Below are 15,075 nucleotides of genomic sequence, written 5' to 3' on the forward strand. Positions count from 1 at the left end.
CGGTATTTGAAATGCTGGGAAAAATATTCTAAATAATATTTCAAAATATATTACTGATATTATCGTGTATACAAAAAGTTTTCCGAATATAAATAAAAATATTGAATTTTTGTTTTTTTCTTTTTTTTCAAGCTCTTTCCCTATAGTTAATGTTCCGAAAATTAAAAAAAGTTGACCCAAAATTGAAATCCAAATACCGGGAGTTAAAAAATATCCGTAGTGATATGTTGGATTAAACAATTTTGAAGTATCGTTTTGAATAGGTAACATCATTGCTTTTGCCTGTTTGGATTGTATACCTTTCTTTTTCATCATTGTGTTTTTTAGCCCGGCATTAATTGTTCCTAAAATACTTGCTCCTTCTATCTCGGAAAGATTTGCCGTTAAATAATTTGAACCGTCTATATAAAAACTTATTTCAGCAGGTAACGATTTTTTTATATTTTTCTGAGTATCTTTAGGTATATAAACACCCATATATATTTTATTTACACTGTCACTAGTACTGAACCCGGTAGAACCATTCGCGGCAGTTGCTCATGCAATGTGAACATACCCCGCCGCACCAGTTTGACCAACATCACCATCTTCACCATCATTAATGGTTAATGTACTTGTAGTACCTTCACTATCTACAAGTGTAACAGTTGTTACACCGTTTTCTTTGGAAACACTTTGAATAAAAACACTAGTACCATCTTGACCATCAGTACCAATATAAGATTGTTGATAGGTTGCACTTGAAGTATCATCCGTATAGGTTGTTACAGTACGGACTCAAAGCCAAGTACCTTGTCCTGGGGGATTGTCCGGATCAATTTCATCAGACCAATCTTCATCATCCGGCATCGTATATTCAGTATCACTTGTAGCATATGAAACATCAACAGATTCTACACCAACACCTTCACTACCAGTTTCACCAGTGGGACCTGTCGCACCAGTCTCACCGACAGGGCCTTGTGCGCCTTGAATACAAGTATATGTATAACCAGTGCCATTAGAAGTCCGCATCCAAACATATTTTCCAGATTCTCATTCAGGACTTTCAGTTGACCATATTTGAACATCTGAATGACTAGTAGGAGAACTACTTAATCCATACTCAATAGTAGTAATTGCTTGCCCTAAGTCATTTAAAACTTGAGAAAGTGTTTTATTACTTCCTCCCATTTTAACAGATGACAGAATCTCTACTCCACCACCACCTAAAGTGATATGCCCATTACCATCAAATACTATATAAGCATTATCGTCTCCAATAGAGAATGGTGTAGTATTATCAAAACCAATTCCAACTCCTGTCATTGATTGTTTAATAACACCAGACGGGTCAACAATAAAGATACCAGGAATATAATCTCCGCCGCCTGTAGACACTAATACTCTTCATCCTGCGGCAGTTGATACTACATATAAACCATCATCTGTCTGCGCAACATGCGATGCTACATAGTTTTGAATAGTTTCATCAATTTCGTATCATTCCTCTTCATAAGGATTTTCTAGACCATCAGGATCAACTTTTGATAATACACCTGTAGTTGTATCATATGTATAATAATTTTTATCTGGGTCAACAGTAGTATCTGTTGATGGTTTGCGGTGATCTGCGAATCAATTTACTGTATCAATAACTGATTCTAATGTTGACAATCCAGCAAGAGCACCATTAGCATAATTATTTGGCTTAACTCTTTTTAAAATCCTTTTCTGAATAGGATTACTTGGATCATTCGGATTGTCCACATAAATAATCTCCTCTTCATAAATTGGAATGTTTTCATCAAATCCGGATATTGAATTTGGATTTACATTAGGATTTACATTAGGATTTGAATTTGAATTTGAATTTGAATTTGGACTAGAATTTTGATTATGATAGGAATTCCCATTATCATAAGCAGTGAAATTGCGAGAATTCTTATGATTTTTATTGTATGACTTTCTTGAAGCTTTTTTATGAGAGATATCTTCAAATGAAGTGTCTATTTTTCTTGCCCCATTCTTATTGAAAAATCTTCTTTTTTCTAAAAACTTATCCAAATCCTCTTCATTACCCTTTTCAACCTTAATTTCATTTGCAGAATCCTTGAGAATATTTGCAATGACAAATCCTATTCCAAGCAATATGATTAAAGCAAAAAGAGGATCAAAACTGTCAAAAAACATATAGAATATTTTACTGGTCAATCCTGAAAAGTCAACCATTCCCCTTAAAAATAGGACAATACCTAAGACCATAAGGATTTTACCATTAAATCTTTTTATATTTGTGTTGGCAAGTAATGGGTAAACACCTAAAACAAATAATCCAAGCCCCATTAATCTAAATAGATTGTTAGCTACAGCAGATTCCAATAGATTGAATATTAAAGCAAAATTATAATGCAAATCAGACAAAAGAAATATTAACATTATTATTCCAATAACAACCAATGGGAAAATGAAAACTACTTCTGCAGCCAGATTATAATGTCCAATAGCCCCCTCTTCATACTTTTCAGCTGAATATGATGAAAAGAATTGGTAAAGAAATGAACTTAATACTGAACCAATAACAGTACCTGAAATCCCTAAAATAGATGTGAATAAAGCCACTGTTCCAGAAATAACCGCTGCCATTATTACATTAAAATGTTTAACCACAATTATCACCACTTTAAATAAGATTTATTTTTAAATATCTTTGAATTTAAGTTAATTTAAAATTAAAAATTAATTTAAAAATTAATTTAAAAATTTTCATCAAATGGAATATATTTTTTACCTATCTTAAATAAAATATAAACATCATAATATTTAAATTAATCCATTTAAAAAAAATTGAAAATATAAACATCATAGTGTTTAAAATAATCCATTTAAAATTGAAATAAATTAATTTTCAATTAATAAAAGTAAAAAAAGAAAAAATAATCTGGAACAGATTATAAAAAAACTTAAAAACCGCCAAATATCTCAAATATATGGCTAAAAAAACAATCCGAAGATTGAAAAAATAAAAAAAACTAATTAATTAAATTAATTAGAAAAAGAGCCTTAGGGGGGATTCGAACCCCCGACTTCCACCTTACCAAGGTGGCGCTCTACCGCCTGAGCCACTAAGGCAAATCAAGGATAAAAATGTTTAAAAAATCCTAAAAATAGTATTCATCCCTTTAAATTAAAGAAATAAAATAATTACATATAAAAAGTGCAGGGGAAGGGATTCGAACCCTCGAAGGCCTACACCAGAGGATCTTAAGTCCTCCCCCTTTGGCCGCTCGGGCACCCCTGCATAATAACAACAATATTATGTTGAACTTTATAATATATAAACCTTATGGATAAAAGAAAAGAAGAGTTTACAGAAAAAAATCAGACGAAAATTAGCAAATCATAGCGTTTTTTTTAAAGAAAAAAATTAAGAAACTAAAGAATTTAAAAGTGTTTTTTTTAAGAAAAAAATTAAGAAACTAAAGAATTTAAAAGAGTTTTTTTAAAGAAAAAAATTAAAAAACAAAAAAGAATTTCAAATATCTCATTTCATTACAAAAAATTATATAAAGATTAATAATTATAATTTAAAATAGTATATTTAAAATTAAAAAGAATTTTAAATAAAAATTAAGCTAGATTTAAAACATAAATCTATTATCATATTATTAAAAAAAAACAATAAATATTGAATTAATAAACTTATTAAAAATTATTTTAGGTATTTTATAAAATTGAGGCGATAGATTGATTCAAATAGACCCAGACGAATGTGGAGTTTGTGAAAGATGTATATCATACTGCCCTAAAGGATTAATTGTAAAAAAAGGCTATTCCGTAATCATAGAGGAAGGTTGTGATGACTGCGGATTATGTGTAGACGAATGTCCTTTAGGCGCTATTTACGATGATGAGGAAGAATTTTAATATTATAAGGGCAGAACAATGAAAAAAGGAAATTTTTTAAAGAAATTTACCATTATAGACATAATCATAATAATTTGCGTTATTGGAGCAATAGGATTTGCAGTGTTTCATATGAGCTTCGAGGATTCAAACATGTCCCAAGCAACTTCATTTGACTCATCCACCAATAACAAGATTCTTGAAAAGTATCTTGATTACTATAAGGACGGATATATCATAAAAAGCCAAGTTGTAGGAAGCAATTCCACCAATGGAGAAAAAGTCTCAATTAGTGGAGAGGTTAAATGGATTGGAGAATTTGAAGATAACACTGTAAAAATTCTTATTGATAGCAATGGTGAAAGAATATTAACAGGATTATACAAAAATGTTCCGGAAGCTGATGTTTACTATGATAAAATAAGTCTTGAAATAGATGGGGACAAATATTCCAATCTTAAGGAATTTAAAATTTCACCTGAAAAAATCAATAGCCTTAATGAACTAATTTCCAAGATCCCCTCAAATTGCGAATATGAAATTTCAACAGAAATAGCTGTATCATCATTGGACATTCAAAAATATCAGGAAATGGTCAATAAATTAGAGGAAAATAAAAAAGCCTCAATCAGCTTAACAGAAAATAATCAAATCATTGAAATCAATAGAGCGGACAGCAAGGACATTAAACTTGCAAATTCCGCATTAGGAGAATTTGAAGGCCAAAGCGGAGAAATAACTTTAAGAATTTATAATTGTAGTGAAAGTGACTTAAAGACAATTGACAGTAATTATAATGTAGTTAACATAAGGGATTTCAGTTAAATAAGAAAATAACTGAAATCTAATTAAAATTAAAAAATAAAAATTAAAAAATAAAAATTAAAATTAAAATTAAAATTAAAAATTTAAAAATAAAAATAAAAATAAAAATTAAAAATTAAATTTTTAAAAATGTGAAAATATGAGTCTTTTATATTCTGCATGCATTTCTCTAACAAGATCGATTACAAGCCTTTTAGAGAAATCATTTTTATTTACAAGTATTTTTAGAATACTTGAATTTATTGAAAACCAATGGGTAAACAGTTTTTTTAAAAAGCTCTATCCTGGTGAAAACTTCTTATCCCTAAAGGATAAAAGCAGAATATTGGATAATGGAATATTTTCACCGCTTATTGTCCTGATTACATTCAGCCTATTTTTAATTCTTGCAACAAATCCTGTCAGTTTGGATTTACAATTAACAGTATTGATTGGATTCATATCTTTTTTTATTGGAGCAATATTCCTTCCAAGGTTCTTCTTAAACAAAAATAAAGTCAAAAAATCTTCCATTGATGCTGAGGATTATAATAAAAAAAACAATGATTTAAAAGAAATTTCAAGCAATTATTTAAAACTCTTTAAATCAAGGGACATTTACTCAATTGGCTTTTGTTTAAGCTTAATTGGAATTATATTTCTATTTTTAAGCATTGCATCAGTTGGAGGAATACCATTATTCAAATCTTCACTCAGATATTCCCTAAAACCAATCTTAACAATGCCTGTATTTTTAATCATCCCAGGAATTGGACTTATAGCATCCCATTATCTAAATCAATTCCAGAATAATGAAATTACAAGATCCCAAGTCAGATTCAGATTCTTGGTCTTAACTGCAATTGGAATTATTACAGTAGTTCTTCTGGAGTATAGAACTCCCATAATCGTAATTTTACTCATGATGCTTATAAGCGGATACTACGGGAAGATATTATCTGTTTGGGAAGTTATTATAGCTGCATTGCTTGGAGTGGGGGCAATTGTAGGAATCGGATATATGAGATCATTGAATGAACTTGCAATAAGTTCACACACAAATCCATTTTCCACACTTCAAAACAGGGCTGACTTTACCCTTAATGTTTTAAATCTCTTAAATCAGATTTCTGGAAATTTCGGACTTTTACATGGAAAAATGTTAGCAAGCTCAATGCCTGGAAGTGACTTGGGACCGCGTATGTTGGTTGGAAAGTTAATTGCATGGAGAACTGAAGTAACCGTTACACCAACCCTTTTGGGACAGATGATTGTTGACTTTGGTAAAGTGGGAGTTGCAGTTGAAATGGGAATCCTAGGTTTTATCCTTGGAATAGGATATAAATTGATTAGAATTACAAAAGACTCATTTTATATTGTTCTCTACAGCATTCTTTTAAGCTATTCCATAGTTGGTGTTGAAACAGGAATACTTGACATTCAGGTTTTATTCTATTTCTTTATGGGAATTATGGTTTATTTGACTGTAATTTTAAAGGACAAGGGAATTAAAATATACTGAAATCCATCAAAACATTAAAGAAAAAAACAATTAAAATATACTGAAATCCTAATTACAAAAATAGATCTGAACTTTTTTCTTTAACTCTTTTTTATTATAAACTCCCTGAATAAAATTTATTCTAAACATTTCAAATTCATTAAAATTCAAAATAAACTCTTTTTAAATAATAAAACTAAAAAATAAATCTAAAAAATAAAACTAAAAAATAAAACTAAAAAATAAATAAATAAAATTAAAAAAATTTTAAAATAAGTAATTGTTCGACAAATATCAAATTATAAAAATAGCTATACAAAAAGAGAAATTGTAAAAATAATAAAATAAAAAGAAAATAAAAAAAGAAAAGTCATAGCAAAGCTATAACTATTTTGGAGGTTGAGGTAAATAATAAACTAAATATTATCTACAAAAATCATGTTTTGAAGTATTAATCATAATTTAGTAGGACCCTAAGTTTTACTTAAACTAAAGAAAGCGATTAAATTGCAGAAGAAAATGATGTGTGTTTTTTTAAGTAAAACTTACGAACTAAATTAAATATAATTAATAATAATTTCTTAAATTTCAAGAAAAGATTTGATTTGTAATGATTAAACTATACTATGTACATCTTGAAACAAGAAATATTATTAATTAAAAGATTATTACAGATTTTTATTCAATAACACAATTGTTTAGGTAAACCTAAACTCTTGTTGATTATAGGTTGGTCTTCATCATATATAAATGTTTGGATTTTTTTAGGTTTACCTAAAATTTTCTAATGACATAAAACTAATTTTTAATCTTCCACATGATCTCAAGAAAAAACCTAATTCAAAATAAAATAGACCAAATAATAAAAATAGGATAAAATAGAACAAAATAGAATAAAATGATTCTAAAAATTGGTTGAAAAATAAAAAAATAAAAAGATCCCGAAATTGCAGGATAATAAAAAAAATAAAAAGATCCCGAAATTGCAGGATAATAAAAAAAATAAAAAAAGAACAGAATATATTAAATAATTAAAATAAAAAAATAGAGGCAGTACATAGTAATCTGGGATTAAAATTACTATGCACTATTTTGGAGATTGTAAATAACATCAAAGTTATTTTTTAAATGGTTCAAAATCATAACAATTCTTATTGATTCCAGAATTTCACATTTTAAAAAAAACAGACGAGCGATATCTGTAAGAAGAAAATGATGTGTGCTGTGAAATTCAAATTAATAAAATCTAAGAAAAGGGAGGACAATATCATATTATAACAATTTAATTAATCATTTTAGATAATATTAACCGAACCAATAAACAAAATATTAGATTTCAACAACAATAAATATTTAGGTGTGCCTAAACTTATTGTTAATTATAGGTAGTTCTTCATCATATATAAAGTTTTCTAAAAAATTTAGGAATACCTAAAAATAATTAGGTATAAAAAAATAACTTGGTTAATCCCTAATGAAAAAATAATAAAAAATAGTAAAAATAGGGTGAAAAGTAATACAAATCTTGATTATTAATCAAATCAATGCTAAATAAAAATAAATATGGAATAATGAAAATAGACTAAAAAGACAAAGCTAAAACTAAATCAATGAAGATAAACTATAACATTAAACTATAAAGACAACGCCAAACCAAAATAACCTAATTTAGGAGCTAAAAACAAAACAGCAAGTTCCAATAAAACAATCAGGAATACAATTGCAAGAATATAAATAATTTCAGACTTTCCAATAACTGTTTTTGAATGATACAATTGACTGTCATCTGAAAAGCATCTGCTTGCCATGCTCAAATATATATTTTCACCCTTTTCATATGCCTTTAAAAACATCATCGCTATTGAATATCCAACCTGTTTCACCCTCCACTTATAGGAAACAGCCTTATTGTGAATGTCAAAGTTTCTGGATTTTTGAGCCTGACGAATGGATCTAAGCTCCTCCACAAAAATAAAGAGGAACCTTACCATAATTGTTAAAATCATTGCCAAGTCTCTAGGCATGCCAAGTTTTCTAAAGGACTGAACAACCTCCTGCATCGGACTTGTGGATGAAAGAATTACAATAGCGGTCAAACACACTATCAATCTTGAAATAAGAAGTACTGTCCAGTTAAAACCTGTGTCTGTAACATAAATCCATGAGATGGAACTTTGCCAAATAATATTTCCAGGATGAATAAATGGTTGAAAAGCTATAACAAAACCACCGAATGGCAACAGCAAGGCTATACGCTTAAAACTTTCCTTAAATGACAAATCTGCAAGATACATTATGATCAATAGAAATATCTCCAAAACGACAGGTACAATTAGCCTATCTGAAAAAACAGCAAAAACGATAATCATCAATATAGAAACAAGTTTGATACGACCTTCCAAATTATGGATCATTGTATTTTTAGAGGAAATGCTCTCCAATGTAGTAACCTGTTCTATACCCATAATATCACGACTTGAAATAATAAAAATTACAATTAAATGAATTAAAATTCATATAATTAAAATAAATAAATAAATAAAATTATAATTTCAATAATTAGAAATTAATTAAAACAAATGAAACAATAAAAATAACAAATTCAATCCAACACGATTAAATTAAAAAAATGATTAATTAAAATAAATAAAAATAATAAAAGTATAAAATCCTAGATTGAAAAATCTAGAATTTTAAAAGAAACTTTTTTAATCTGATTTTTTCAATACCCAACCTATACCAAAACCTAAAATAAGTGTCAATATTCCACCGAACATTAAAACACCTATTTCACCTAATTGAGCTAAAGGTTCAAAAGTATAATCAGGGAATGGTGATTCCACAACAGTTGTTTCAAGATCTTCTGAAACTGCAGAATCTTCAGCAGATTTTTCCAAACCATCAGGGTCTCCTGATGCAATCATCGGTGATAAAACCGCCAATGCCAAACAAAAAACAATACCGACTATTATTAAATATTTATCTTGTTTACTCAATTCCATTTTAATCCCTTCTATTCCATGCCAATAAGTCTGGTCTGAACTTTTCAAGAGCATAAATCACAATTACTGTTAATACACCTTCAATTATTCCAATGAATGCGTGATAAAGTGCCATGGATCCAACTCCCACCTGCAATGGGAAAGTTCCAGCTACAAACATTTCAATTGCCGCAACTATTGCTGCGATTAAAGTTGCAAGCCAAGCAGCTATAAAAATGGATGGATATTTGCCAATAAATTTGTTTAATCCTTTAAAGGAGTACAATCCTACTCCCCCACCGATTATGGCCATGTTAAGCACATTAGCCCCCAATGCAGTGATTCCACCATCACCGAAGAATAGAGACTGAATAAGAAGTACAGCAGTAAAAACAAGAATTGCAGCTTCAGGAGCCATGAATACTATTGCAACCAAAGCTCCACCTACCATATGTCCACTTGTACCAAATGGAATTGGCATGTTCATAGACATAATGGCAAAGATACCGGCAGCCAATACGGCCATTAATGGTATACGTTTTTCATCAAGATTGCTTCTTGCCCATTTTCCTGCAAAATACAATGCAATAATCAATATAACATAATATATTGCACATTGGGCAAGAGGTATAAAACCATCAGGTATATGCATAATTTTCCTCCAAAAAATTTTTATCGCACTAATTAGATTAAATTTTTAACAAAACAAAATTAAAAACATTAATCAAATAAATAATTTCTTTAAATATTACTTTCAAAGATTTGAAAATTTAAAAAAAACATCCTATTTAAAATTATAAATATTAAAAAATATTAGAAATAATTTCTTTAAATATTAAAAAATTGAAAAAACATCCCAATTTAGTAATACTTTTTTTAAATTTATTTAAATACTCGATATTACTAAAAGAAATTATCCGTACTTTAATCAAATAAACAACTAATTAAACTATTATGTTAATAATTAAAATAACATAAACAAATTTATATTTAAAATAAGAATATATAAAACTTTGTTTTGTATTACAAATATTAAAAAATCAAATAAAAAAGTAATACTTTTTTCCAAGTAATACGAAATAAAAAATTATTATTAAAACCCAATTTTTCAAACGAAGAAAGAAAATATTTTTATTTCAAAGCAATTTTTTAAAATAAAAACCATATCTTAATAAAGGAAAAAATATTAAAAATCATGAGCAAAAAAGAAATTTTAATTTGCTAAATAAAAAACAAAGCAAAATAAAAAATAATAAAATTGAAATTTGATTAAAAGAGATTATTTTGTAGTAAATCTGATTAATTAATATTTTTTTTGATAAAAAAAAGAAAGATTATTTGTTAAATTAAAAATAAGAAGTAAATAAATAAAATAGAAAATAATAAAAATAATACAAAAAATGATAAAAAATTAATAAAAATAATAAAGATTTTAAAAAAAATGAAAATATGAAAATAATGAAAATAATAAAAAATTAATTGAAATAATACAAATAATAAAAAAAGAGAAAAAGAAAAAGAAAAATAAAATAAATTTATTTACCCTTAGATTTACGGAGATTTAATTTAGCTTTAAGTCTGCTAATGTAATCAAAATCTTTTTCATAGGACAATGAGTTTCCATATCCGCAATTAGGGCACATAATGGTATTACAACCTTTACAATTTCCACTTCCACAATCACCACAATCAGTACTTAATGGATCAAATTCATGTCCGCACATTCTACATTGCATTTTTTCACCTCACAATATAAATTTTACATTTATACAAAATTTTTTAAAGCTTTTTTAAATTATTTTATTAATACATTAGTTAATTGTTATAAATAAATTATTAAAACTTATATAAATACTTACCCTTAACTGAGCAAATAAATAATAAGAACCCCTTATCAATCAGAAATCAAGACAAACAAATCCGAACAGACAAATCAAGATAAAGAAATTAACTAATAATAAACATTAAACAATTCATAATTGATAAAAAATCTTAAATCTATACAATAGCCCTTGGCCAGTACATAATAATAAATACGCCAACAAGAGCAATACATGCACCAATAATATCAAATTGATCTGGAGGCATATTATCTATTTTCCATCCCCAAAGGACAGAAAGCGCTATAAATATTCCTCCATATGCAGCATAGGTCCTTCCAAATGTTGCAGGTTGGAAAGTTGGAATGATTCCGTAAAGAATCAACATGATTGCTCCCAAAATAGCAAATTCGATGCCTCTTCCTTCACGTAACCACAACCAAATCATATATCCTCCACCAATTTCAAAGAAACCTGCTATAATAAAGAATATTATTGATTTAATCGTTTCAATCATCTGAAATTCTCCAATAATTAAAAATAATTAAAAATAATTAATAATTAAATTGTTAAAATACTAACTAAAATAACTTATATAATTAATTAAAATAACTAAAATAACTAAAATAACTAAAATAACTAAAATAACTAAAATAATTTATAAAATGACTAAAATAATTAATTTTAGAAATTTAAAAAGCAAAAAACTTTTAAAAAATGTTTATTTCATAAATAAATTAAAAATAATTAGTTTACTGAAAAATAAATCTGAAAAAATAGTCGAGTAAAAACAAATATCAATAAAATATTAATCAAATAAAGATTTTAAAAAAATTGCTTAAAAAAAAATAAAGAAATAGAATTAGAAAAATCTAATTCTAAAAAATAATTAGGAATCTTAGATTAACCGAATCCTAATGCGAGTCCACCCATGTAAATAATGAATGCAACTACGTATGCAACAACTAAGTTTAATACAGCCATCATTAATGGATATTTATATCCGCCGGTTTCTTGTTTAATTGTACCCATCGCTGCGAAACATGGAATATAAAGCAATACGAATACCATGAATACGTAAGCAGTAAGAGGGGTAAAGACACTATGCATTGCGGCCGTGATTCCGGCTCCCTCCTCGGCCACTCCGAAGAGCGAACTGAAGGTACCTACTACAACTTCCTTAGCAACTAAACCGAAGAGTAAAGCTACTGCAGGTTGCCATTCACCAAATCCAAGAGGTGCAAATACTGGTGCAATTACTTGACCAATAGTACCGATAGCACTTTGTTCTGATCCGTATTCCACACCAGCAGGGAAGTAACTTAAAATCCAAACAACAATAGCTGCTGCTAAAATGATTGTACCTGCTTTTCTTACGAATCCCCATGATTTTTCCATGGTGTGCATTAAAATACCTCTAATGGTAGGCAATTTATAATCAGGTAATTCCATTACGAATGGAGCATCCATTTCCTTAAAGGTAGTTTTTCTAAGAATCAATGCAACAATAACTGCTACAAGAATACCGAGAAGGTATAAAGATAAGATCACTAAACTTTGATTTGCTACAAAGAAAGCACCTACTAATAATAAGTATACAGGCATTCTAGCAGAACAGGACATGTATGGAACGATAAACATAGTGATTAATCTGTCTTTTTCGTTTTCCATGGTTCTGGTTGCCATAATACCAGGTACACCACATCCAATACCTAAAAGCATTGGGATAAATGCCTTTCCGTGTAATCCTACAAATTTGTGCATAAGTTTATCCATAACAAATGCTGCTCTTGCTAAGTAACCGCTGTCTTCGAGGAAACTAATAATCAAGAACAATAGAATAATTTGAGGCAAGAACACAAGTACCCCACCTACTCCTCCAATAATACCATCTACAAGGAAGGAGGAAAGCATGGTTTCTCCAAGAGTAGCAATGATCCAGTCACCGAGTAATCCGAATCCTTCATCAATTAAATCTTGGAAAGGAGCACCATATGTAAATACAATATCAAACATTATATACATGATAGCAACGAATATTGGGAAACCTAATATTCTGTTTGTAACAATTCTATCAATTTTATCAGTTAAAGTTTGTTTTGCGGTAGCCGGTTTAGTAAGACTTTCCTTAAGTAAACCATCGATGAAAGCATATCTTTCATTTGCAATGATTTCTTCACTACCTTCACCATAGATACCTTTTAAGTGATCTTTAACTTTTTGGGTTGCGTTAACAATATTATTTCTTTTGGATGAACTTTCAATTTTCTCTTCTACAATCTCGTCGTTTTCGAGTAATTTGATTGCAGTCCAGGAGGAAGGCACATCCAATAAATTTTTATCTTCTTCAATTACAGCTTGAATCTCAGCGAGGTGTTCTTGAAGTTCAGCACTGTGAACTAATTTTTTACTACCGTCAACTGGGTTTGCAGCTGCTTGTTCAACAGTTCTAAGTAATTCTTCTTTACCTATATCACTATTTGCTTCAATTTCAACTACAGGAACTCCTAATAATTCGGAAAGTTTTTTAGCATCAATAGTATAACCTTTGTCTTGAGCAAACTTGTTCATGTTTAAAGCAAGAACCAAGTTAGCTCCGAGTTCCATCATTTGAACAGTAAGATACAAGTTCCTTTCAAGGTTTGCTGCATCTAGAATGTTCACAATTACATCAGAGTCTTCATCTACAATGAAGTCCCTAGATACAATTTCTTCAATTGAATGAGCACTTAATGCATAATTACCAGGTAAATCAATTACATCAACGTGGGATCCGTTAAAATCATAACTACCCACAGCTTGTTCTACGGTTTTACCAGGCCAATTACCTACGTGGTGATTTAAACCAGTTAAATTATTGAATAATGTGGTTTTACCTACGTTAGGGTTACCTGCTAAACCTATCTTAAGATTTGCCATATTGTATACCTTTTTTGTAATTAGTTTAATTAAGTTTTTCTTTCTAAAATCCCAACTATTGAATTGTTTGAAATTACTGTAAATACTGAAAGTCACTAGGCTCAATAATAGTTATGATTTAGAAAAAGGCGTATTATAACTACTTGATAGCCTAAATCAAGAAATATTATAATACAAAATAAATTTATAAATTTATAAATTTATAAAACAATTAATTTTAATTTAAAATACTTAAAAAAGAATTTTTGAAATTAAATTAAAAATAATTATAAAATGATAAATTTATTAAAATTATATTTCTACTTCAATAAATTTAGCTTCTTCTTTTCTGAGACATACAGAGTAACCTTTTACTTTTAATTGCATTGGATCTCCGAGAGGTGCTACTTTTTCCACTTCAATTTCTGCGCCTCTAATAAAACCCATACCAAGCAAATGTCTTCTTAACTCTACATCTCCACCTTCGTCATAAGAAACTAAAGTTGCTTTTTGACCAGTTTTGAGTTCATTTAATCTTGCTTTCATTTCATAACCTCTCAAAAATATTATAAATATTAATATTATTGTCTATAAATAGGTAGGAAATTTAGGTATACCTAAATTAAGTTTTATTGAATTTTAATATTTTGAGGTATTTGTAGTTTAATTAAAATTTTTAAAATTTAGTTTTAAAAATGGGGATATTTTTAAAATTAATTGCATTGGTTTTTAAAAATATTTTTGGATTGTTGATTAAAATGAAAATAAAAAAATTAAAATAAAAACATAATTAGGTCTACCTAAAACCTATTATTATTTTACATTTTCATAATATATAAAGTTTAGGTTTACCTAACAATAATAATCAAATCTAATAAAAACTGCAATGATGGCTTAAAATTTAAAATCAAGGACAAAATGGAAAATAAAAATTATATAAAAAAAGCATGAAAATCTTAAAAAAAAATAATAAAATTATTAATTTTATTTATAAATGAATTAATTTTTTTAAAGAAAAATTGAAAAACAATTCCTGAAATTTAAGAAAAATTTTTAAAAAAAAACATTTTTAGAATTTTAAAAAATAAAAATCAAAAAATCCTAAAAAAATTACTAAAAATTTTAAAAAATAAAAATAAAAAAATCCTAAAAAAAATTCTATAATACTAAAAAATCCTAAAAAAAT

The 15,075-nt window shown here is 27.9% G+C and carries 14 protein-coding genes and 2 tRNA genes; 3 read left to right on the forward strand and 13 right to left on the reverse strand.

Annotated features, from left to right (window positions below; all coding sequences use genetic code 11):
• The 6 genes from Q0138_RS00290 to Q0138_RS00315 all read right to left on the reverse strand — a co-directional run.
• On the reverse strand, positions 1–477 hold a 477-nt coding region (locus Q0138_RS00290; protein WP_297979311.1), incomplete at its 3' end, for an ABC transporter permease.
• 300 nt (positions 478–777) lie between these two features.
• A complete protein-coding gene (locus Q0138_RS00295; protein WP_297979313.1) occupies positions 778–1,014 on the reverse strand; it encodes a hypothetical protein in 237 nt (78 codons plus the stop codon).
• A gap of 21 nt (positions 1,015–1,035) precedes the next feature.
• The gene (locus tag Q0138_RS00300; RefSeq protein WP_297979316.1) at positions 1,036–1,380 is read right to left on the reverse strand and encodes a hypothetical protein; all 345 of its coding nucleotides are present in this window, start codon (positions 1,378–1,380) and stop codon (positions 1,036–1,038) included.
• Positions 1,381–1,617: 237 nt separating this feature from the next.
• Positions 1,618–2,649: a hypothetical protein gene (locus Q0138_RS00305; RefSeq protein ID WP_297979317.1), complete on the reverse strand. Its 1,032-nt coding sequence runs from the start codon at positions 2,647–2,649 to the stop codon at positions 1,618–1,620.
• Between the two features lie 389 nt (positions 2,650–3,038).
• Positions 3,039–3,111, reverse strand: a tRNA-Thr gene (locus Q0138_RS00310).
• Between the two features lie 86 nt (positions 3,112–3,197).
• A tRNA-Leu gene (locus tag Q0138_RS00315) sits at positions 3,198–3,280 on the reverse strand.
• 449 nt (positions 3,281–3,729) lie between these two features.
• On the opposite strand from Q0138_RS00315, the gene Q0138_RS00320 reads away from it, so the two are divergent.
• The 3 genes from Q0138_RS00320 (at position 3,730) to Q0138_RS00330 (ending at position 6,211) form a co-directional block, all read left to right on the forward strand.
• Positions 3,730–3,906, forward strand: a complete 177-nt coding sequence (locus tag Q0138_RS00320; RefSeq protein ID WP_346662255.1) for a 4Fe-4S binding protein — start codon at positions 3,730–3,732, stop codon at positions 3,904–3,906.
• An 18-nt stretch (positions 3,907–3,924) separates the two neighbouring features.
• Entirely contained in the window at positions 3,925–4,710 is a 786-nt protein-coding gene (locus tag Q0138_RS00325) for an adhesin (RefSeq protein WP_297979323.1), read from the forward strand.
• A gap of 139 nt (positions 4,711–4,849) precedes the next feature.
• On the forward strand, positions 4,850–6,211 hold the full coding sequence (locus tag Q0138_RS00330) for an oligosaccharide repeat unit polymerase family protein (RefSeq protein ID WP_297979325.1): 1,362 nt from the start codon (positions 4,850–4,852) through the stop codon (positions 6,209–6,211).
• A gap of 1,613 nt (positions 6,212–7,824) precedes the next feature.
• Here the strand turns inward: Q0138_RS00330 and cbiQ are convergent.
• The 7 genes from cbiQ to Q0138_RS00365 all read right to left on the reverse strand — a co-directional run bounded on the left by cbiQ (position 7,825) and on the right by Q0138_RS00365 (position 14,435).
• Positions 7,825–8,655 carry a cobalt ECF transporter T component CbiQ gene (gene cbiQ / locus Q0138_RS00335; protein WP_297979330.1) on the reverse strand — a complete coding sequence of 277 codons (831 nt, stop codon included), beginning with the start codon at positions 8,653–8,655 and terminating at the stop codon, positions 7,825–7,827.
• Between the two features lie 243 nt (positions 8,656–8,898).
• On the reverse strand, positions 8,899–9,192 hold the full coding sequence (locus tag Q0138_RS00340) for a PDGLE domain-containing protein (protein ID WP_297979332.1): 294 nt from the start codon (positions 9,190–9,192) through the stop codon (positions 8,899–8,901).
• A gap of 1 nt (position 9,193) precedes the next feature.
• Entirely contained in the window at positions 9,194–9,823 is a 630-nt protein-coding gene (gene cbiM, locus Q0138_RS00345; RefSeq protein WP_297979334.1) for a cobalt transporter CbiM, read from the reverse strand.
• 883 nt (positions 9,824–10,706) lie between these two features.
• Positions 10,707–10,907: a hypothetical protein gene (locus Q0138_RS00350; protein ID WP_297979337.1), complete on the reverse strand. Its 201-nt coding sequence runs from the start codon at positions 10,905–10,907 to the stop codon at positions 10,707–10,709.
• A gap of 262 nt (positions 10,908–11,169) precedes the next feature.
• Positions 11,170–11,508, reverse strand: a complete 339-nt coding sequence (locus Q0138_RS00355; RefSeq protein WP_297979339.1) for a YnfA family protein — start codon at positions 11,506–11,508, stop codon at positions 11,170–11,172.
• Between the two features lie 386 nt (positions 11,509–11,894).
• The gene (feoB, locus tag Q0138_RS00360) at positions 11,895–13,910 is read right to left on the reverse strand and encodes a ferrous iron transport protein B (protein WP_297979342.1); all 2,016 of its coding nucleotides are present in this window, start codon (positions 13,908–13,910) and stop codon (positions 11,895–11,897) included.
• Positions 13,911–14,201: 291 nt separating this feature from the next.
• On the reverse strand, positions 14,202–14,435 hold the full coding sequence (locus Q0138_RS00365; protein ID WP_297979344.1) for a FeoA family protein: 234 nt from the start codon (positions 14,433–14,435) through the stop codon (positions 14,202–14,204).
• Positions 14,436–15,075 lie beyond the last annotated feature (640 nt).

Origin of the sequence: uncultured Methanobrevibacter sp., assembly GCF_937906425.1 — an archaeon.
Taxonomy (GTDB): Archaea; Methanobacteriota; Methanobacteria; order Methanobacteriales; family Methanobacteriaceae; genus Methanobrevibacter.